The sequence below is a fragment of the uncultured Porticoccus sp. genome (assembly GCF_913061305.1).
In the GTDB taxonomy this organism is placed as follows: domain Bacteria; phylum Pseudomonadota; class Gammaproteobacteria; order Pseudomonadales; family Porticoccaceae; genus Porticoccus.
The window spans coordinates 220228-241030 of the sequence record NZ_CAJXST010000001.1 but is presented as its reverse complement, the minus strand read 5'-3'; the positions used below and the strand labels follow the sequence as shown (position 1 = coordinate 241030).

Genomic DNA, 20803 nt, shown 5'->3' with positions numbered 1-20803 from the left:
TTTGGCTATTATTGGCATATTGGCGGCAGGAGAAACACTGTATGACCTTAACGGAATTGCGCTATATCGTCACATTGGCACAACAGCAGCACTTTGGCCAGGCGGCAGAGTTATGCCATGTGAGCCAACCCACGCTGAGCATCGCCGTCAAAAAACTCGAGCAGGAACTGGGGGTTGATCTCTTTGAACGCTCCAAGAACAGTGTGCGACCAACCCCCATCGGCGAGCAGGTGGTCGCCCAGGCGCAACGGGTACTGGAGGAGAGCGCCTCCATCAGGGATATTGCCTCGGCCGGCAGGGATCAGCTCAAGGCGCCACTCTGTGTAGGGGCCATTTTCACCATCGGCCCGTACCTGTTTCCACACTTTATTCCGGCACTACAGAAGGCTGTGCCACAAATGCCGCTGGTGGTAGAGGAGGGCTTTACCGCCACACTGCGACAGCGGCTGCGCAAGGGAGAACTGGACGTGATTATCGTGGCATTGCCATTTACGGAACCCGACGTGGTTACCCAGCCGCTGTTCTCCGAACCCTTTGTCGTATTGATGCCCGAAGATCACCCCCTGAGCAAAAAAGAAGCCATCCGCCCCGTCGATCTGGACGACGAGAATGTCCTGTTGCTTGGCGAGGGCCACTGCTTTGGCGACCAGGTCAGGGAGGCTTTGCCCAACCTGAATAAGCACCTCGATGAAACCCAGAGCCAGATTCGTACCCACAGTGAAGGCAGCTCGCTGGAGACCCTGCGTCATATGGTCGCCTCCCGACTGGGCATTACCATTCTGCCGCAGTCCGCAGCTATCGGCGCTGGCTACAGGGACGGGTTACTGATTACCAGGCCTTTTGCGGATCCGGTTCCCTGCCGAACGGTGGCACTGGCCTGGCGGGCCAGCTTTCCGCGACACAAGGCGGTCGATGCACTGCGGGATGCCATCAAAATGAACTCGCTACCCAGCTGCCCACCCTGTGCTGCATGACTGAAGTTGTTCTGGACCAGCTACCGGTTACCCGCCTGAAGGGAGTCGGAACCCAACTCGCCCTGAAGCTGGCCAGACTGCGTATTCACAGTGTCCAGGATCTGCTGTTCCACCTGCCACTCCGCTATCTGGATCGCACCCGAATTACACCGATCGGCGCACTTCAACCCAACAGTGATGTCGTCATCGAAGGAGAGATTCGCGGTTGCGATCTCGCTTTTGGCCGACGCCGCAGTCTGATCTGCCGGGTGCAGGATCACACCGGGATTATCACGCTGCGATTTTTTCATTTCTCCACGGCCCAGCGACAAAATCTTGCCCGGGGAGGCCGGCTGCGCTGCTTTGGCGAAGTCCGTGCGGGGAGCACCGGACTTGAGATGTACCATCCCGAGTACCAGTTCCTCGACGGAGACCAGGCGGCACAGCCGCTGCAACAGCACCTGACAGCCGTTTATCCCGTTGCCGAGGGCGTGAGTCAACAGCGGTTACGGACCATTATTGACCAGGCACTCGCCCTGGTCAGCGACCGATCACTGACGGAATTTCTTGAACAGGACAACGCAGTGCTGTCCCTGGAAGACGCCATAAAATTCCTTCACCAACCACCGACCGATGCACCGCTCGATCTGCTGGCCAGTGGCGAACACCCGGCCCAGCAGCGTCTGGCTTTTGAAGAAATGCTGGCCCACCAGCTCAGTTTGCTGCGACTTCGGCAGGCCATCAGACAACACCGGGCCCCTGAGCTCAAAGGCGATGATAAGGTGCTGTCGGAGTTTCTGTCGTGCCTGCCATTTCCGCTGACCAACGCCCAGCAGCGGGTCAGCCGGGAAATCAAACAGGATTTGGAGCAAACCAGCCCGATGTTGCGGCTGCTACAGGGCGATGTCGGCTCCGGCAAAACCGTCGTCAGCGCAATGGCAGCATTACAATGTGTCGCCAGCGGTCGGCAGGTGGCCCTGATGGCACCCACCGAGATTCTGGCCGAGCAGCACCGCAATAATTTCACCCAATGGCTGGAACCACTGGGTATTCAAATCGCATGGCTCACGGGCAAGGTCAAGGGCAAGGCCCGCGAAAGACAGTTGGCAATGATCGGCACAGGCGATGCTCAGATTGCCATCGGCACCCATGCACTATTTCAGGAACAGGTTCAGTTCCACAACCTCGGCCTGATCATTATCGATGAGCAGCATCGGTTTGGCGTGCACCAGCGTCTTGCCCTGCGCAACAAGGGACAGCATGGCCAGGTCCCCCACCAGTTGGTGATGACCGCAACACCGATACCCCGAACCCTCGCGATGAGCGCTTACGCGGATCTTGACTGTTCGATTATTGATGAGCTGCCACCGGGACGCTCGCCGGTCAGCACTGTGGTCATTTCCAACCAACGTCGCCTTGAGGTGGTTGAGCGGGTTCGCAATGCGTGCGCGCAGGGGTGCCAGGCCTATTGGGTCTGCACTCTGATTGAGGAATCGGAATTACTCGAAGCGGAGGCCGCGGAAGCAACCGCAGACGCCTTGCACCTGTTGTTGCCCGAGTTGCCTATTGGTCTCATTCACGGCAGGCTCAAACCGGCTGAAAAGGCCGCGACCATGTCGGCCTTTAAAGCCGGGGAAATCCAGCTACTGGTCGCCACCACCGTGATCGAAGTGGGTGTTGACGTGCCCAATGCCAGTTTGATGGTCATCGAAAATCCGGAGCGATTGGGACTGGCGCAACTACACCAACTGAGAGGTCGGGTGGGCCGTGGCCAGGCGGAAAGTTATTGTGTCCTGCTCTATAGCCCACCGCTCTCGGCAGCTGGCAGTCAGCGCTTGGCCATCATGAGGCAAACCGGCGATGGCTTTCAGATTGCCGAGAAAGACCTGCAGCTGCGCGGTCCCGGCGAGGTACTCGGCACCCGGCAAACCGGCGATGTGATGCTGCGTATCGCTGACCTGCAGCGCGACGGCCACCTGCTCCCGGAAATCCGGCGCACCGCCGAAAAGATGCTCGCAAAAACCCCCGACCGGGTGGCAGCCATTATTCGTCGCTGGCTGGGGGAGACCGATCATTTCAGCCAGGTTTAGGTGCATACTGAATCATTCGTGATTTTACTTGAGCAAAAATGTGACATTTATGTGACAGATTCTTATACTCGCGCCCTACAACGAACAGAGGACATCCCATGGTTTTCAGCAATCCTCTCTCCAACCTCTTTGGCAAGTCCCCCATCAGCCCTCTGCAAGCCCATATGACAGTGGTGGTTTCCTGTACCGAGAAACTCGCCGATTTCCTGGCCGCAGCCATCACAGAAAACTGGCAACTAGCCGACAAGGTATTCGACGAGATGTCAGACCTGGAACACCAGGCCGATGTTATGAAGCGCGAATTGCGCCTGCATTTACCCAAAAGCCTGTTTATGCCAATGGATCGTTCCGATCTACTCAACATGCTCAGCCAGCAGGATCGCATTGCCAACCGCTCCAAGGATATCGCCGGTCTGATGCTTGGCCGAAAAATGGTGATCCCGGCGCCCCTGCAGGAAAAGATGAGTGAATTTGTCGGATCGGCAATCGAAGCCTGCCGCCAGGCACACATCGCAATCAATGAACTGGATGAACTGCTGGAAGTGGGCTTCAGCGGTAAAGAGGTAGATTTTGTGGAAAATTTGATCCGCGACCTGGACAAGCTGGAAGACAGAAGCGATCACCTCGAACAGGCTATCCGGCATCACCTGTTCAAGCTGGAAACCGATCTACCCCCAATCAATGTGATATTTCTTTATCAGGTCATCGACATCATTGGCGAAGTCGCCGATCTGTCTCAGAGCGTGGGCGGCAAATTACAGCTGCTTCTCGCCCGGTAACCGCAACCAGTAAACGGGAATTCAAACCAATGGCACTACTTGCTGAACACGGCCAGTTGTTGATTATCCTCGCCTGTGTATTTGGCGTATTCATGGCCTGGGGAGTGGGCGCCAACGATGTGGCCAACGCCATGGGCACCTCGGTGGGCTCCAGGGCACTGACCGTCAAACAGGCCATACTCATCGCCATGGTCTTTGAGTTTGCCGGTGCCTACCTGGCGGGAGGTGCAGTCACCGACACCATACGCAAAGGCATTATTGATCCATCGGTACTGGCCAACTCACCGGAACTTCTGGTGTTCGGAATGATGTCGGCGTTGCTGGCTGCGGGAACCTGGCTGATGCTGGCCAGCATCATGGGCTGGCCGGTCTCAACCACGCATTCCATCGTCGGTGCCATTGTCGGCTTTGCGGCAGTGGGGATTTCTGTGGATTCGGTCAATTGGGGCAAAGTGGGCAACATCGTCGCCAGCTGGGTCGTCTCGCCATTGCTGGCGGGGGCTCTCTCTTACATGCTGTTTCGCAGTGTACAAAAGCTGATCCTGACCCAGGACGACCCGTTCATGCGGGCCAAGAAAATTATCCCCTTTTACATGTTTGCCGTCGGCTTCCTGATTGCCATGGTAACCATGCTCAAAGGGGTCAAATATGTTTTCCGGGACATGGGCATCAGCCTCTCCTTCGGCCAATGTGCCCTGATTGCCATTGTGGTTGGCCTGCTGGTCATGGCCCTGGGAACGCTGCTGCTGCGTCGGGTTAAACGGGATGAAACAGCGGAAAAAAATAACCGGTTTGCCAGTGTCGAACGGGTTTTTGCCGTGCTGATGATCTTTACCGCCTGCGCCATGGCGTTTGCCCATGGCTCCAACGACGTGGCCAACGCTGTTGGCCCACTGGCAGCGGTTGTCAGTGTGATCAACTCTGGGGCCGTTGAGGCGAAGGCCGTGATGCCGCGCTGGATTCTGCTATTAGGTGGAATTGGCATCATACTGGGGCTGGCGACCTATGGTTTTAAAGTCATGGGCACCGTAGGGAAAAAGATTACCGAATTGACCCCGAGCCGGGGTTTTGCTGCCGAGCTGGGCGCAGCGGCAACGGTGGTACTGGCATCGGGTACCGGCCTGCCCATTTCCACGACGCACACGTTGGTCGGTGCCGTACTGGGTGTCGGTTTGGCGCGGGGCATTGCAGCCCTCAATCTGCGCGTGGTCGGCACGATTTTTATGTCCTGGTTGGTGACCCTGCCCGCCGGGGCCGGCTTGGCTATTCTGTTTTTTTATATAATCAGGGCCATCTTCAGCTAGCGGACAAAGCCGAAAGCCCGGTGGCCTGTGCCGGGCTTTGATCAAACGAGCAGGCCCTGCTCACCCTCACTTCTGGCAATGACCACCGCCCCACAGGAATCACTGAAAACGTTCACTGAGGTTCGCAACATATCCAGAATACGGTCGGTCACCAGCAACATGCCGATCGCTTCCAGCGGCAGGCCGATTACCCCGAGAATGACCGTAATCGCCACCAAACTGGCCGACGGAATCCCCGCCACCCCAATCGATGTCAGCAGCGCCACCAGCACAATCGTAAACTGGGTGACAAAACTGAGCTCCAGACCATAGGCCTGGGCGATAAAGATAGCGGCGACGCACTCGTAGAGTGCCGTACCGTCCATATTGATGGTGGCACCCAACGGCAGCACAAAGGCACTGGTGCGATTGGATACCCCGGCATTTTTTTCCACACATTCAATCGTCACCGGCAAAGTGCCGGATGAAGAGGCCGTTGAAAAGGCGGTTAGCATGGCCGGCAACATGGCCCGGTAATGCTTCAACGGGTTCAAGCCAGCGAGTCGCAGCACCAGCGCCAGGGTCACAAAAGTATGAACCGCCAATGCCAGTACAACCGTAATAAAAAACATCATCAACGGCTGGAAGGCATCAAACCCGGTAGCCAGAATGGTTTTGGCCACCAACCCCAACACCCCTAGCGGTGCAAATTTCATGATGAACAGAGTGATTTCCATCATCGTCTCGTAAACACCATTCCAGAAACCCAACAGGGTCTGCGCGGGTTCCTTGCTGATACGCGTCATGAACACACCGAACAACAGGCTGAAAAAAATCAGCCCCAGCATTTGTCCATCTGCCGCTGCCTTGACGATATTGGGCGGTACCATCCGCAGAAATACCCCGGTTATATCACCGACACCCCGGCCCTCAACGGCTGCCAACTGGGAAGAAACCGCCTCCGGTTCGCTGAGATTGAGCCGGCTGCCCGCTGCCTCGCCGTCAATGATGCCGGGGGACAGAAGATTGACCAGCAACAGGCCAATCAGGATTGCCAGCAGGCTGCTGCAAAGGTAGAAACCGACGGTCTTGGCACCGAGGCGCCCCAGATTGTCACTGCCGCCCAGCCCGGCGATACCCACAATGATGGAGGACATCACCAACGGCACAATGAGCATCTTCAGCGCGTTGAGAAACAGCATCCCGATAAAGTCAAAGATACTGTAGAGGCTCACACCCAGCAGGGTGGTTTTTACATCGAACAGGAGGCCGATGACGACCGCAGCAAGAATCGCAATCAACATCTGCCAGTGTAATTTTAACTTTCCCATATCTGTTCCCTGCCCCTGTTGGGTTTGCTGTCCACCGGATCGCAGCCGGTAGCCATGGTTATTTGTTTTCACCACGCAATGCGGCAACTTCGGCCTGCAACCGGCCGACTGAAGCACTTTCGGCCGGTATCGGGGTACCCGCAATCACCGCCACCTGCCGCCAGCCCGGTCGAAACGGCTTTCTGAATGCACCACCGTGACTGCGACTGAAAAAACTCTTCCAAAGGCCCTGTAACGCCATCGGCACCACCGGTACCGGATTGCGAGCCAGTATTCGCTCAATACCATTTTTGAAGGTATCGATCTCGCCGTCCGCAGTGAGCTTGCCCTCCGGGAAAAGACAGAGTAACTGACCTTTGTTCAATGCCGCATCGATCGTCTCCATGGCCCGTTGATAGGCCGCCGGATCCTGGCTCTTCGAACAAATCGGAATGGCACCGCCGGTGCGAAAAATAAAATTCAGTACCGGTAACTCGTAAATCGGTTTATACATGATGAAGCGAACCGGTCGCCGCACCGCACCGGCCAGCAACAGCGCATCCACATAACTGACATGATTGCAGACCAGAATGGCGGGGCCTTTCAGTGGTATCAGCTCCAGACCGCGATGTCTCACCCGGTACAGGCTGTGACCTGCCAACCACACCAGAAAACGCATGCTGAACTCGGGCACCTGCAGAAAAATAAACACCGCAACGGCGATATTCATCAGTGCCAGCACCAGAAACAGCTCCTCAATGCGCAACCCTGCCACGCCGAGAAACAGAATGCCCAATACGCTGGCCAACACCATAAAAAATGCGTTGAGAATATTGTTGCTGCCGATAATTCTGGCACGCAATTGCGGATCGGTACGCGCCTGCACCATGGCGTAGAGTGGCACGATATACAGACCACCAAAGAGTCCGAGCAGTGCTATATCAAGCAACACGCGCAATCCGTCGGGACGGAGTACAAAACCGGCGACCTCAACAGGGCTCTCAGCGACGTAGCCGGTGGCGGCAAAATACAGGTCGATGCCAAATAGGCTAAGGCCGATGGCGCCAAGCGGCACCAGGCCTATTTCCACCCGGGCACCGCTCAATCGGCCACAGAGCATTGCCCCCACAGCCACACCAACGGTAAAGGCCGAGAGTATCAGGGCAATAACCCCCGGCGTGCCCCGCAGCACGGTGATGGTGAAATTGGGCATCTGGGTCAAATAACTGGCCCCCAGCATCCAGAACCAGGAGATACCCAGAATCGCCAGAAACACAGACCGCTTCTCAGTGGCCAGCCTGATCAGCTGCCAGCTGATCCTGGGTGTATTCCAGTCAATCCTGAGTGAGGGGGCACGGGCTTCAGCCAGCGGAATTTGCCGACTGCTGTACCATCCCGTCAGGGCCACACAAATTACAACAGTACCCACCAACCAGTGCGCACTGGCCGTTCCGCCCAGCAAACTGCCGGCAATGGTGCCAACCAGAATCGCCACAAAGGTTCCCATACCCACCCGGGCGTTGCCTGCCAGCAATTCGTCTTCACCGAGGTGCTGAGGTAAAATGGCATACTTTACCGGCCCAAAAAACGCTGACTGCGCGCCCATCAGAAACAGCACTGCCAGCAGTAGCCAGAGCGCCCCGAACCAGAAAGCTGCGGCACCAAGCAGCATGATCAGTATTTCAGCCAGCTTGATACGCCGGATAATAAGTGATTTCTCGTGCTTGTCAGCCAATTGGCCGGCGAGGGCAGAAAACAGGAAAAAGGGCAGAATAAACAGGCCCGCCGCCAGATTGACGACGGTGTTAACATTGGCAGTCCCGGCAATACTGGCACTGACGATCATCACCAGGAGCGCATTTTTAAACAGATTATCGTTAAGGGCCCCAAAAAACTGGGTCAGAAAAAGTGGCAGAAATCGCCGGGCTTTCATCAGTTCACTGCGGCTGTTACTCACCCACGCATCCTTTTATTCAACAGACTGTCATCTTGCCGTTGCGGCCGGGGTTATTCAATAACGTTGCCCGATTGCCCCACCACAGCACATAATCAACCCCAAGCCTTGCCGGGATCACCATGAAACGCCTGCTGATACTGTTTGTTGTGCTATTTCCCACCGTTGGCCTCGGTGCCGAGGGGGAGGACGAACGCTTTTGCAGTACCGTCAATCTCTATCTCGAAAATGACCTGTTTGGTGAAACAGACCAACACTACACCAACGGTATCCGCTTCTCCTGTGTGTCACAGGACCTCAGTTCCTACCTTAAAGATCCCGATCTGCCCGAGTGGGTCAGGGCGGCAAACCATCGACTGCGGTTTTTTCACAGCCTGAAGGATGCGGAGGCCCTGCAACGCAATCTGGTGATCAGTGCCGGGCAACTGATCTTTACCCCGGGAGAAAAAGACATCTCCTCGCTGATTGAAGATGACCGGCCCTATGCCGGGTTCCTCTACCTCGGGTTCGCCTACCATATCCGCGATCAGCAACAACTGGATACCCTGGAACTCAACGTGGGCATGGTGGGACCCGCATCCCTGGCAGAAGATACGCAGGATCTGATTCATGAGATTCGCGATATCGATAAATTTCAGGGCTGGGATCACCAGCTGGAAAACGAGCTTGGGCTACAGTTGGTCTATGAACACAAACGGCGCTATAAACTGACCGAACAGTGGCCCCAGCAGGATGCCATTGTTCACGGAGGCGGGAGCCTCGGCAATGTGGCCACCTACCTGAATTTTGGTGCCGAGTACCGGATTGGCTGGCAGTTACCCGAGGATTTCGGCACCGCCGCCCTGCGGCCCGGAGGTGATAACAGTGCGCCGGGGCGGGGCGATAGACGCCATTGCCGTCTGCCCATCTGTGGTTTGCATGCCTTTGTGTCCTTTGATACCCGGGTGGTGGCAAGGGATATTTTTCTCGACGGCAATACCTTTGAAGACAGCCATCGAGTCCATCGTCGGCCAGTGGTGGGGGATGCCGCCGTGGGCTTCAGTTTTCTAGTGGCCGGCTGGAAAGTCTCCTACGCAAAGGTGTTCCGCACCCGTGAATTTGAACAGCAGCGCAATACCCATCAGTACGGCTCCCTATCCATTTCCTATTCCTGGTAATCCCGCCTGGCAGGACGGCAACACCGGATTGCCGGGAACAATGACGTATTAACCGGCTGATTGCAGGCATCAACACAGAAAAATAAACCGCCTCCGCGCGGCGAAATGCTAAGATCTGCGCCATGCGTGATATCCCTCTCAGCCTGCCTCCCCTGTCACTTTACGTCCACATCCCCTGGTGTATCCGCAAGTGCCCCTACTGCGACTTTAACTCCCACGCCAACGACGGACACTTGCCTGAGGACCAATATATCCAGGCTCTGATTCGCGAGCTGGAGATGGAATTGCCCTATGCACAGGGTAGAAAACTGTCCTCCATTTTTTTTGGCGGAGGAACGCCAAGCCTTTTTTCCGCCGAGAGTATCGGCAGGGTTATTCAGGCGGCCCGGCGGCGCTTCGGTTTTAACGACGCCATTGAAATCACACTGGAAGCGAATCCCGGTACCTTTGAGCAAACCAAATTCAATGGTTTTCGCGACGTCGGCGTCAACCGCCTGTCGATTGGCATTCAAAGCTTTGATGATCACCACCTGGCAAGGCTGGGCCGAATCCACTCGGCAGAAAATGCCCGTGCCGCTGTAGCAATGGCCAAATCCGCCGGTTTTGACAATATCAACCTGGACCTGATGCACGGCCTGCCGACGCAAACCGAGGTGGAGGCAATAGCCGATCTGCAACAGGCCATTGATCTCGCACCAGCGCATATCTCCTGGTATCAACTGACCATCGAACCCAACACCGAGTTTTACCGTCGTCCACCCACCCTGCCGGCTGAGGATGTGCTCGACACCATTCAGGAAAGCGGCCATCAATTACTGGCGGATAACGGCTATTTTCAATATGAAGTCTCTGCTTTTTGTCGCGAGAAAAAATTTGCTCTGCACAACAGAAATTATTGGGAGTTTGGCGATTATCTGGGTATTGGTGCCGGGGCACACGGCAAGATCACGCTGCCCGATGAGCAGCGCATTACCCGCACCGCAAAAACACGCAACCCGGGGGATTATCTGGCCAGGGGAAATTCATTTATTGCCAGCTGTAAAAACATTCCCGAAAACGAATTGGCACTGGAATTCATGTTGAATGCCCTGCGTCTCAACCAGGGTGTGGAAAAACCGTATTTTGAAGAGAGAACCGGTATTTCTCTTAATAAAATCAATACAGTTTGTGAAAGATTGATCACCGCAGGTTTGCTGGAAAATTCGCCTTCACATATTGTTACGACCAAAAAAGGCCACCGGTTTTTAAACACGGTACTGTGCTATTTTAGCGAATAACTCGCTGTTTTTTCAGAAATTTTTCAACAACAACCCGATGTTTCACTGCCATCATTGCCAAAGGGCAAATCAATGCCACAGCCTTTGAAAATACCTCGATGACAGTGGAAATCACCCTGAAATTCAAAATGCTCAGCAAAGCGGGTCTCCCGCAACATCCGGTAACTATTACCGCAGACCGGAAAGTTTTTTCCCGTTTCTATCCGGTGATGACAGTCCAGTAAAAACTGGTTTTCTGAACCCGGAATAGTCCCCTTGTAGATCACTGACTGGCCGTAGTCTTCACAGGCCGGTTCGAGATTTTCCAGCTTGAAAAGCCGGTAGGTTGCCGAGTAAAAACGCAGCGGGCCAACTTTCTCCACTATGTCAGGATTGCCAACGCTCAGCGGACGATCCTCCACCAGTCTCGGATCGGCAAAACCGACCTGCCGGGCCAGTTGCAGAAAGTCATTCCAGTAGAGCGCCCCGGCCAGACACTCGCCGTAGAGGACAGGGTCATTTGACAGCTCGACAGGAACCCGCCGATCAGAATAGACATCGGAAAAATACAACTCACCACCGGGCTTCAATAACCGATGGGCCTGGGCCAGAACCGCTCGCTTGTCGGGGGACAGGTTAATCACGCAATTCGAGACAATCACGTCAAAACTTGCATCGGCCAGATCCAACTCATCGAGGTTTTCCAGATAGCCTTTGAGAAAACGCACATTGGCTTTTTTGAAGCCAAAGGCATCCCGGTGAAACTCGATATGTCGGTTGGCAACAGCCAGTTGTTCGTCCGTCATATCCACACCCACCACTTCACCGCTCTCACCCACCAAAGCGGAGAGCACATAGCAATCCTGCCCCGAGCCACTGCCCAGGTCCAGGATCCTGAGGCCGCTCAGCAGCGCCGGGGCAATCAAGCCGCAGCCGTAGTATTTGCCGCTCACTTCCGGGTGTATTTTTGCCATGATCGGCTTGATGGCATCGGGAACACTGTCAACCGTGCAGCAGGCATCCGTCTGCAAATCCTCGGAACCCTGCAATGCCCTGCCGTAATAGTCTTTGACGATATCGTACATGGGACTCCTTAGCTCGCCTCAACACTGCCATCAGTGACACACCGGCGACAATACATTTTACCGACACCGAGCTCCACTTCTGGGATGCGCAAATCCCGCCGTTGTTACAGATTGTCTAAAATTTGTCACAGACGACAGGGACAATAGATAATTGTCTTGTTTGTTGCACTGTATCTATTATGAACAATATAACTGAATTGACCCATCAAACGATAAAATCGGAAGCCCGCGTGCCTGAAGAGCAGATCGACATTGGCCATGCCAGACACTTTATCAACCGCCACATGAGCCTGATGCAGTTCAACCTGCGCGTGCTGGAACAGGCGTTGAACGAAGATTATCCACTGTTGGAACGATTCCAGTTTCTGATGATTTTCAACAGCAATATGGACGAATTTTTTGAAATTCGACTGGCGGGGTTGAAACGGCAAATCAGCTTCGCACGGGAAGTCGTCAACGTCGATGGCATGCCACCGAGGGACGTCCTCCAGGTCCTCAGCGAGCAGTGCAAAGTGGCCACCAGTCGGCAGTATCAGATCCTCAACGAGTTACTGTTACCCGCACTGGAGCAGGAAAAAATCCGGGTGCTCAATCGCCACCAGTGGAGTCCGGAGGTAGCTGTTTGGGCCGAGGACTATTTTCGTCATCAGGTGATGCCCGTAATCAGCCCCATCGGACTCGATCCCGCCCATCCATTTCCCCGGCTGGTCAACAAAAGCCTCAATTTTATTGTTTCGCTGGAGGGCAAGGATGCCTTTGGCCGGGATAGTGGTATGGCCATTGTGCCGGCACCGCGCTCGCTGCCGAGACTGGTGAGGCTGCCCGATGAACTCTGTGTCGATGGCGATAACTTTGTGCTGCTCTCCTCACTGATGCATGCCCATATCGATGATCTGTTCAATGGCATGAGCGCTACCGGCTGCTACCAGTTTCGCATTACCCGCGATGCTGACCTCGACCTGAATGCGGCTGAAGTGGAAGATATTGCCAGGGCGCTTCGCGGCGAACTGCACTCGCGACGTTTTGGTAGCGCCGTGCGGCTGGAAGTGGACCAGAACTGTCCGGCCGAGCTGGTGAATTTTTTATTGCGGGAGTACAACCTCGGTGAGGACGAGCTCTATCGGGTGGATGGCCCGGTGAATCTCGGGCGGATGATGCAACTGCGGCAGATGTTGAATCGTCCTGATCTACTGTTTCCACCCATGATTCCCTCCATTCCCAGAACATTGCGACTATCGGACAACAGCATTCTGGATAGGGTGCGAAAGGAGGATATCCTGCTGCACCATCCGTTTCAGTCATTTACCCCGATCATTGATCTGCTGCGCCAGGCCGCCAGGGACAGTGCCGTGCTGTCGATCAAGATGACGCTCTACCGCACCGGCGCCTCATCAGAAATTGTCGATGCGCTGCTGGAATCCGCCAGAGCCGGCAAAGAGGTGACGGTCGTCATTGAACTGAGAGCCCGGTTTGATGAGGAGGAAAACCTGCAACTGGCAACCCATCTGCAGGAGGCAGGTGCTGTAGTCACCTATGGCGTGGTTGGCTATAAAACCCACGCCAAGGCACTCCTGATTGTCCGCCGGGAAAACAACCAGTTGCGTCGCTATGTGCATCTGGGTACAGGCAACTATCACTCGGGCAACGCCCGCCTGTATACCGATTACAGCCTGCTGACGGCTGACCCGGACCTGTGCAGCGATGTGCATAAAATCTTCCAGCAGCTCACGGGGATGGGCAAGGCAGAACGCATCAAGACCCTGTTCAGCGCCCCTTTTACACTGAAAAAAAATCTGGTGCGACTGATCGAAGCGGAGGCTGAAGCCGCCCGGCAGGGCAGGGAAGCCCACATCATCATCAAGGTGAATGCGCTGACCGAATCAAAAATCATCACCTCGCTGTATGAAGCAAGCAATGCCGGGGTCAAAATTGATCTGATCGTTCGCGGGATGTGTTGTCTGCGACCGGGGATTGCCAGCGTATCCGAGAATATCCAGGTACGCTCCATCATCGGACGCTTTCTGGAACACTCACGGGTGTATTATTTTCTCAACGCCTCACCGCATATCTACTGTGCCAGCGCCGATGCAATGGAGCGCAACCTGATGCATCGGGTAGAAATCTGTTTCCCCATCCTGAGCGGCCGGTTACAGGCGAGAATACGCAACGAACTGCAAAGCTATCTCACTGACAATTGCCAGAGCTGGGTGCTGCAGCCCGACGGGCAATATCTGCTCAACCACCCCGCTCAAGGGGCCACCCGCTATGCCGCCCAACTGGAATTACTGGAGAAGCTGGCGGATTAGCTCAGCGACTGCTGAAACTTCAGCTGGAAACCGATTTTCTTCAGATACCGTTGCTCCGACTCCAGTGCCGCACTGGTCAGCGGATGGCGCTGCAGCCAGTCGGCATCAAAGGACAGTGTTACTTCCGACCCTTTGACCTTCGTGGCAAACATCGGCTTGCCCTCCACGGGCGTCACATACTTAAACAGCGCGGCCAAGCGCATCAGTATACAGAGACGCTTTAAGCGGATGCGCTGCCCGGCTTCGTAACTGACAAATTCACCCGCCGGAAACTTTTGCCGGTGACTGCGAACCAGGAGTGCCAGCTCCCGCTGCATCTGTTTACTGAAACCCGCCAGATCAGAATGCTCAATAAGGTATTGCCCATGCTTGTGAAATTGACTGTGCGCAATACTCAAACCCACTTCATGCAATCTGGCCGCCCAGCACAGCAGCGCCCGGTCAGACGCATCCAGCTGCCAGTCATCGGCCACGGCATCGAATAGCAGGGTGGCCATGGACTCCACCTGATCCGCATTTTGCTGATCTGCTTCCGATCGCAGCATCAGCGCCATCACGCTGCGTTCACGAACATCCTCGTGTTCGAACCGGCCCATGATTTCATAGATGACCCCCTCCCTGAGGGCACCGCTGGAAGTGTGTATTTGCTGAATATTCAAGGCGTCAAAAATGGCACAGGTGATGGCGACACCCGACACAATCACCCCCCGTCGACGCTCGCTCAAACCCGATAATTCAGACAGTGAATTGATGTCCTTATATTGCAGCAGCAACTTTTTCAAACGCCCCAGATTGACCGCACTGATACCTTCCTCGGCCCAGCCCTTGTCAATGATCAGCTTTTCGATACTGGTCATGGTGCCGGAAGAACCCACCCCGTTATCCCAACCATGGTTTTTATAGGCCTTACGGATTTTCAGCACTTCCTGATATGCGGCGCGGTAGGCTTTTTCAAAACGTTTTGGCGAGATTTTTCCCTGCCGGAAGTATCGATCACGATAGGTCACACAACCCATATGCAGACTTTCACGCAATTTGGCTTCAAAGCGCTGGCCGATAATAAATTCCGTACTGCCGCCACCGATATCCACCACCAGGCGGGAGTTGTCGTCATCGGCAAGGGTGTGGGCCACACCGAGATACACCAGCCGGGCCTCTTCACGACCGGAAATCACCTCCACCGGATAACCCATCAGCGCTTCCGCCTGCCTGATGAATAGCGGGGCATTTTTTGCAGCGCGCAGCGCGTTGGTTCCCACGATTCGAACCTGTTCCGGCTGCAGTGTATCCAGGGCCTGACGAAAACGGGCCAGGCAGGCTAGTCCTCTCTCTATGGCCTCCGGGGCCAATCGATTTGACTTCATGCCGGCACCCAGCTGGACCCGGCCGCCAAAACGTTCCACGGGTCGCATTTCGTTTTGGGTCACCCGGGCAACAATCATGTGAAAGCTGTTTGAGCCGAGGTCAATCGCTGCCAGCGTCTTGCCCTGGCCATTCGCCACGGTATTTTGCAATGCGGGTTTTCCTTGTGGTTTGGTAAGGCTACCGGCACTATAGTCGGCACCATCTGACCACCGTCCGGAAGATTTGTTACCTGCCCGGGACGGGTGTTATGATTTGTAACAATTCTACCCCCTTACGACTTAATTCACATTACTCTGGAGATCCCCAATGAGCGACAACATCGTTCACGTAACCGATGCCAGTTTCGCAAGCGAAGTGCTTGGCTCAGACTTGCCGGTACTCGTTGATTTTTGGGCTGCGTGGTGCGGCCCCTGCAAGATGATTGCACCTATTCTCGATGAACTGGCGAACGAATATGCCGGCAAGGTCAAGATTTGCAAAGTGGATGTGGATTCAAACCCCGAGACACCGGCAAAATTCAATGTTCGTGGTATCCCGACATTGATCCTGTTCAAGGACAGCAATATTGAAGCCACCAAGGTCGGGGCTCTGTCCAAAACCCAGCTGGTTGAATTCATTGAAGCCGGTCTCTGATCAATCATAATACTGAGTGGCCTGCCTTTTGCGCTGCCGCTCAGATTGTTGCGCTTTAGAGTAGGCCCCCCTATACTGCGACTGTTCCCGCCGAACTCCCAGGCGAGAGGCCTTACCAAAAAACCCCATTTAGCCCTTCCAGGACACCAAAGATAATTTCCGGCCGGTTGTCAGCCTGCCTCAAATCCTAACAACAATTATTACTATGTCTGTATTTATGAATCTGACCGAGCTCAAGACTAAACCCATCGATGAACTACTGAAACTTGCCGAGGAAATTGGCCTCGACAACCTGGCCCGCTCACGCAAGCAGGATGTCATCTTCAGTATTCTCAAACGGCATGCCAAAAGTGGCGAGGATATCTACGGAGACGGCGTTCTTGAAATACTCCCCGACGGCTTTGGTTTTTTAAGATCCGCCGACAGTTCCTACCTTGCTGGCCCGGACGATATTTATGTCTCCCCCAGCCAGATCCGCCGGTTCAACCTGCGAACCGGGGACAGCATTTCCGGCAAAATTCGACCGCCCAAAGAGGGCGAGCGCTACTTTGCCATGCTCAAGCTCGACGAAATCAATTTTGACAAGCCGGAAAATGCCCGCAACAAAATTCTGTTTGAAAACCTCACACCACTGTTTCCCGATGAGCGACTGGTACTGGAAGCAGGCAATGGCTCTACCGAGGACCTGACCCCCCGAATTATCGACCTGGTTTCACCCATTGGCAAAGGCCAGCGCGGTCTCATCGTAGCGCCACCAAAAGCCGGTAAAACCATTCTCATGCAGCACACCGCCCAGTCCATCATCCGCAACAACCCAGAGTGTTACATCATGGTGTTGCTGATCGATGAACGTCCGGAAGAAGTGACGGAAATGCAGCGCTCTGTACGCGGTGAAGTGATTGCCTCTACCTTTGACGAACCGCCCTCACGTCACGTACAGGTCGCTGAAATGGTTATCGAAAAAGCCAAGCGACTGGTGGAACACAAAAAAGATGTGGTCATTCTACTCGACTCGGTAACCCGACTGGCCCGGGCCTACAACACCGTCCAGCCCTCGTCGGGCAAAGTGTTGACCGGGGGCGTGGATGCCCACGCCCTGGAACGTCCCAAGCGCTTTTTTGGTGCTGCCAGAAATATCGAGCAGGGTGGCAGTCTTACCATTATCGCCACAGCGCTGGTAGAAACCGGCTCCAAGATGGACGAAGTCATTTATGAAGAGTTCAAGGGCACCGGCAACATGGAACTGCACCTGGATCGGAAAATGGCAGAGAAGCGTATCTATCCCGCTATCAATATCCGCCGCTCCGGCACCCGCCGCGAAGATCTGTTAATGGGTGAAGAGGAACTGCAACGGGTGTGGATTTTGCGCAAACTCCTCCACAGCATGGAAGACTCGGATGCCACTGAATTTCTCATCGATAAACTGAAAGACTCCAAAACCAATGATGAGTTTTTCCTGTCGATGAAACGCAAATAGTCTCAAGCGGTATCAAAAAACCTGGCTAATGCCAGGTTTTTTCTGTGGGAACTGCCCCGGCACGGGGTCAGTCATGGTGCCAACCTCAAAATAGTCCAACCCTTCTCGGACCTGAGGTATTGAAAACGGTCATGCAGACGGTTTTCTCCGCCCTGCCAGAATTCAAATTCGCCGGGCACCACCCGATACCCGCCCCAGAAATCCGGCACCGGTATCTCCCCGGCAGCAAACTTCTCTTTCATTTGTATGAACTGGGCTTCCAGTGCCTGCCGGGAGCTGAGCCGGCTGCTCTGCTGCGAGGCCCAGGCTGCCAGCTGACTCCCCCGTGGGCGCTTGAGAAAATAGCTCAGAACTTCAGTTTTCGTGAGTCTTTCCACCTGCCCGCCGACAATCACCTGCCGATCCATCCGCATCCAGGGAAAAATGAGGCTGACATTCGGATTGCCTGACATCTCTCTGGCCTTGCGACTACCCAGGTTGGTATAGAACATCAACCCTCTCTCATCCATACCCTTTAACAATACGGTGCGCTGCCAGGGTTTACCCTCGGCGTTGACCGTGGCGAGACACATCGCCGTCGGATCGGATAAATCCGAGTGAATGGCCTGCTCCATCCACAGGTTGAATTGTTCAAAGGGAGAATCCTTAAGTGATTCCCTGCGCAAGCGTCCATACTGGTATTCGCGACGACTATCTTCCAGCGACATCAGTTACTCTCCTCAATCATAACCCGGCATTTTAGCCCGGATCAGTGCCTACTGCTGCTATTGGATTGACACTGCGACCCTGTCATGCAACCCGATAACAGGGTTTACAGGGGTTTTCTTTATCCGGGCAGCAATAAACAGCTGATATTCCCGCATCGGGGACTTAGAATATGTCCCTGCAAAAATATCACGCCAATTCTCCCGGGAGCACGTTATGTCTCGCGCCACACTGAGCCTGACAGTAACGGGTTTACTCTTCAGCCAGCTGGTTCTCAGTCAACCTCAATCAGCATTCATTACGGAAGAGGACATGCTCGGTGAGCTGCCCTCAGTCACCTCCGTAGCGCGGATGGTTCAACCCCTGAACCAGGTTCCCGCAAGTGTCACCATTATCGACCAGCAATTGATCAAGGCCTCCGGTGCCATGACCTGGGTCGATGTTTTTCGGCTGGTACCCGGCTTCGAATCCTACTATATCAATGGCAATCGCTACGGAATCGGCTATCACGGCTTTGGCCGCGAATTCCCGAACCATCTGGAGATTATGGTTGATGGCCGGCCCATCTATGACCCGGTGTATGCCAATACTGAATGGGGTTCGCTGGGTATCAGTCTGGAAGATATTGACCATATTGAGATTGTGCGGGGATCAAATGCCCCGGCCTACGGCTCCAATGCTTTTTTGGGCGCTGTCAATATCATCACTCGCAAACCTGTGCAGGAGCGCGGCTGGCAGGTCGGCGTGACAGCAGGAGACCAGCAAACCCGGGAAACCACTGTTCGTTACAGCGGCAATGCCGACAAGCTGGATTACCGTGTCAGTTTTAATTACCAACACAACGATGGCTTCCCATCGGTAAGTTCCGGAGACAACCGGGGGCCAATGGAGGACGGCAAAGAAATGCTGGCCTTGAACCTGCGCGCTATGTACACCCCGAATATTACAGATACATTCGACCTTCAAGCCGGATACACACACAACAATTCTGGCTGGGGTGATGCCGACCGCCCGGCGGAGTACGCTGGTGTCCAGTTCAAAAACCAATACCAGTCTCTGAAGTGGAACCGGGATCTGGTCAACGGCGACGGGCTGCAAATCCATTTGTATCACAACCGAATTGAGGGTGAGAACTATATCAACCAGGGGCTGGTTTCCAACCTGTTGTCGGAGGAACTCGGATTCACCATTACTCCGGAACAGGTGCCGGGCTTTTTTCAGATGATTGACCCGACCCTGGATATTGAAGATCAACACTATATCGTCGGCTTTCAGGGCATTGATTCAGAGCGCTACGACGTAGAACTGGAACATCGCCTGCACCTGACCCCCGATTTGCGGGCTACCTGGGGGGCAGGCCTGCGCTACGACAATATCAGTGGCAAAACAGTATTTGGTCATAGTGGCGATGAATCACTGACCAGTCGCCGACTCTTCGGGCACCTGGAATGGGAGGCCAGTTCCCACTGGACCATGAATGCCGGTCTGATGATCGAAAACAACGTCCTGGTGGACACGATTGCATCCGGCCGTGTCGGCGCCAATTACCACATCAATCCTTCCCATACGCTTCGCATAGGTTATGCCATTGGTCGGCGCTCACCTTCTCTGGGCGAGGCCAGAGAGCTGAATGTAGATATTCTTGCCGACCAGGTACTGGTTCAGGCGATTCGAAAATCTGCTGAAAACGTCGAGGAAGAGCGACTGAAAAGCCTGGAACTGGGCTATCTGGCGCAGTTACCCACACAGGGACTGACCTTTGATGTCAGGCTATTTCGGGAATCCGTTAAAGATGGCATCGATACCTACCAGGCACCTGCTGATCTGGGTATTCCATCGCTCGGGCTGGATGAAACCATTTCAGTTCGCGACAATAACAGTCGCTGGGTAACGCGGGGAGTTGAGTTACAACTCCGCTACCAACCCACCGAGCATACCCTGATCAATGCCCACTACGGCTATCGGGATGTGGACAGTTTTTATATCTCCCGTTATGAACCCTATTTTCAGATCAAGGATCACAACGAACGTGCACCGCGCCATACGGCCGGCCTGCTGCTGTTTCAGCGATTTTCTGCAGGCTGGTCCTCAGGCATCAATGTCTACCACATGACCGCAGCAGACTGGCGTGATGGCAACCCTGTCGAACAGTTTGTCCGGGTAGATGCCCATCTGGGTTATGATTTTACTGTGGGTTCAAGCACTGGAAACCTGTCACTTATCGGCCAAAATCTGGGGGGTGACTATATGGAGCATGCTCAAAACAATGTTTTTGAAACCAGACTTTTTTTGCGTCTCGTGCTGAATTTTTGATGTGCTTGACCTCATTGTTCCAGACAAAATCACTACGATGGACATGAAAGGTCTCACGCTCAATAGCAACATTGCTTAGGGAAGACATGTTGACGCGACCGGTAAGGAAACAAGGTATCTTTGCTACCCTCTCCACC

General features: G+C 54.5%; 15 protein-coding genes. 10 read left to right on the top strand and 5 right to left on the bottom strand.

Annotation, left to right across the window (positions count from 1 at the left end):
* Nucleotides 1-41 precede the first annotated feature (41 nt).
* From QZ516_RS01195 to QZ516_RS01180, 4 genes are all read left to right on the top strand, one after another.
* A complete protein-coding gene (locus tag QZ516_RS01195) occupies nucleotides 42-974 on the top strand; it encodes a hydrogen peroxide-inducible genes activator (RefSeq protein WP_297185056.1) in 933 nt (310 codons plus the stop codon).
* On the top strand, nucleotides 971-3043 hold the full coding sequence (gene recG, locus QZ516_RS01190; RefSeq protein ID WP_297185053.1) for an ATP-dependent DNA helicase RecG: 2073 nt from the start codon (nucleotides 971-973) through the stop codon (nucleotides 3041-3043). Before QZ516_RS01195 ends, recG begins: the two co-directional genes overlap by 4 nt.
* A 98-nt stretch (nucleotides 3044-3141) precedes the next feature.
* Entirely contained in the window at nucleotides 3142-3822 is a 681-nt protein-coding gene (locus QZ516_RS01185) for a TIGR00153 family protein (protein WP_297185050.1), read from the top strand.
* A gap of 29 nt (nucleotides 3823-3851) precedes the next feature.
* A complete protein-coding gene (locus QZ516_RS01180) occupies nucleotides 3852-5126 on the top strand; it encodes an inorganic phosphate transporter (RefSeq protein ID WP_297185048.1) in 1275 nt (424 codons plus the stop codon).
* 41 nt (nucleotides 5127-5167) lie between these two features.
* Here the strand turns inward: QZ516_RS01180 and QZ516_RS01175 are convergent, their stop codons facing one another.
* Nucleotides 5168-6436: a dicarboxylate/amino acid:cation symporter gene (locus QZ516_RS01175; protein ID WP_297185045.1), complete on the bottom strand. Its 1269-nt coding sequence runs from the start codon at nucleotides 6434-6436 to the stop codon at nucleotides 5168-5170.
* 58 nt (nucleotides 6437-6494) lie between these two features.
* Nucleotides 6495-8372 carry an MFS transporter gene (locus QZ516_RS01170; protein WP_297185042.1) on the bottom strand — a complete coding sequence of 626 codons (1878 nt, stop codon included), beginning with the start codon at nucleotides 8370-8372 and terminating at the stop codon, nucleotides 6495-6497.
* A 119-nt stretch (nucleotides 8373-8491) separates the two neighbouring features.
* On the opposite strand from QZ516_RS01170, the gene QZ516_RS01165 reads away from it, so the two are divergent.
* Nucleotides 8492-9526 carry a lipid A deacylase LpxR family protein gene (locus tag QZ516_RS01165; RefSeq protein WP_297185040.1) on the top strand — a complete coding sequence of 345 codons (1035 nt, stop codon included), beginning with the start codon at nucleotides 8492-8494 and terminating at the stop codon, nucleotides 9524-9526.
* Nucleotides 9527-9648: 122 nt separating this feature from the next.
* The gene (gene hemW, locus QZ516_RS01160; protein ID WP_297185038.1) at nucleotides 9649-10803 is read left to right on the top strand and encodes a radical SAM family heme chaperone HemW; all 1155 of its coding nucleotides are present in this window, start codon (nucleotides 9649-9651) and stop codon (nucleotides 10801-10803) included.
* 23 nt (nucleotides 10804-10826) lie between these two features.
* Here hemW and QZ516_RS01155 read toward each other — a convergent pair whose 3' ends face one another.
* Entirely contained in the window at nucleotides 10827-11867 is a 1041-nt protein-coding gene (locus tag QZ516_RS01155) for a methyltransferase domain-containing protein (protein ID WP_297185035.1), read from the bottom strand.
* Nucleotides 11868-12046: 179 nt separating this feature from the next.
* On the opposite strand from QZ516_RS01155, the gene ppk1 reads away from it, so the two are divergent.
* Nucleotides 12047-14173, top strand: a complete 2127-nt coding sequence (gene ppk1 / locus QZ516_RS01150; protein WP_297185032.1) for a polyphosphate kinase 1 — start codon at nucleotides 12047-12049, stop codon at nucleotides 14171-14173.
* Here ppk1 and QZ516_RS01145 read toward each other — a convergent pair.
* Entirely contained in the window at nucleotides 14170-15687 is a 1518-nt protein-coding gene (locus QZ516_RS01145) for a Ppx/GppA phosphatase family protein (protein ID WP_297185030.1), read from the bottom strand. The two genes, ppk1 and QZ516_RS01145, sit on opposite strands and share 4 nt — an antisense overlap.
* A gap of 157 nt (nucleotides 15688-15844) precedes the next feature.
* Between QZ516_RS01145 and trxA the strand changes: the two genes are divergently transcribed.
* Together trxA and rho are read left to right on the top strand one after the other, a co-directional pair.
* Nucleotides 15845-16171: a thioredoxin TrxA gene (gene trxA / locus QZ516_RS01140; protein WP_036858915.1), complete on the top strand. Its 327-nt coding sequence runs from the start codon at nucleotides 15845-15847 to the stop codon at nucleotides 16169-16171.
* Between the two features lie 217 nt (nucleotides 16172-16388).
* On the top strand, nucleotides 16389-17648 hold the full coding sequence (gene rho, locus QZ516_RS01135; protein WP_036861129.1) for a transcription termination factor Rho: 1260 nt from the start codon (nucleotides 16389-16391) through the stop codon (nucleotides 17646-17648).
* A gap of 71 nt (nucleotides 17649-17719) precedes the next feature.
* On the opposite strand, the gene pdxH is transcribed toward rho, so the two are convergent.
* Nucleotides 17720-18355, bottom strand: a complete 636-nt coding sequence (gene pdxH / locus QZ516_RS01130) for a pyridoxamine 5'-phosphate oxidase (RefSeq protein WP_297185025.1) — start codon at nucleotides 18353-18355, stop codon at nucleotides 17720-17722.
* Nucleotides 18356-18569: 214 nt separating this feature from the next.
* Here pdxH and QZ516_RS01125 point away from each other — a divergent pair, with 214 nt between their 5' ends.
* On the top strand, nucleotides 18570-20666 hold the full coding sequence (locus tag QZ516_RS01125; RefSeq protein WP_297185023.1) for a TonB-dependent receptor: 2097 nt from the start codon (nucleotides 18570-18572) through the stop codon (nucleotides 20664-20666).
* Nucleotides 20667-20803: the final 137 nt, after the last annotated feature.

Coding starts and splice junctions, on each gene's coding strand:
- recG (WP_297185053.1), top strand. CDS start 971: ATGACTGAAGTTGTTCTGGACCAGCTACCGGTTACCCGCCTGAAGGGA.
- hemW (WP_297185038.1), top strand. CDS start 9,649: ATGCGTGATATCCCTCTCAGCCTGCCTCCCCTGTCACTTTACGTCCAC.
- QZ516_RS01125 (WP_297185023.1), top strand. CDS start 18,570: ATGTCTCGCGCCACACTGAGCCTGACAGTAACGGGTTTACTCTTCAGC.
- pdxH (WP_297185025.1), bottom strand. CDS start 18,355: ATGTCGCTGGAAGATAGTCGTCGCGAATACCAGTATGGACGCTTGCGC.
- ppk1 (WP_297185032.1), top strand. CDS start 12,047: ATGAACAATATAACTGAATTGACCCATCAAACGATAAAATCGGAAGCC.
- trxA (WP_036858915.1), top strand. CDS start 15,845: ATGAGCGACAACATCGTTCACGTAACCGATGCCAGTTTCGCAAGCGAA.
- QZ516_RS01185 (WP_297185050.1), top strand. CDS start 3,142: ATGGTTTTCAGCAATCCTCTCTCCAACCTCTTTGGCAAGTCCCCCATC.
- QZ516_RS01175 (WP_297185045.1), bottom strand. CDS start 6,436: ATGGGAAAGTTAAAATTACACTGGCAGATGTTGATTGCGATTCTTGCT.
- QZ516_RS01165 (WP_297185040.1), top strand. CDS start 8,492: ATGAAACGCCTGCTGATACTGTTTGTTGTGCTATTTCCCACCGTTGGC.
- QZ516_RS01155 (WP_297185035.1), bottom strand. CDS start 11,867: ATGTACGATATCGTCAAAGACTATTACGGCAGGGCATTGCAGGGTTCC.
- rho (WP_036861129.1), top strand. CDS start 16,389: ATGAATCTGACCGAGCTCAAGACTAAACCCATCGATGAACTACTGAAA.
- QZ516_RS01195 (WP_297185056.1), top strand. CDS start 42: ATGACCTTAACGGAATTGCGCTATATCGTCACATTGGCACAACAGCAG.
- QZ516_RS01180 (WP_297185048.1), top strand. CDS start 3,852: ATGGCACTACTTGCTGAACACGGCCAGTTGTTGATTATCCTCGCCTGT.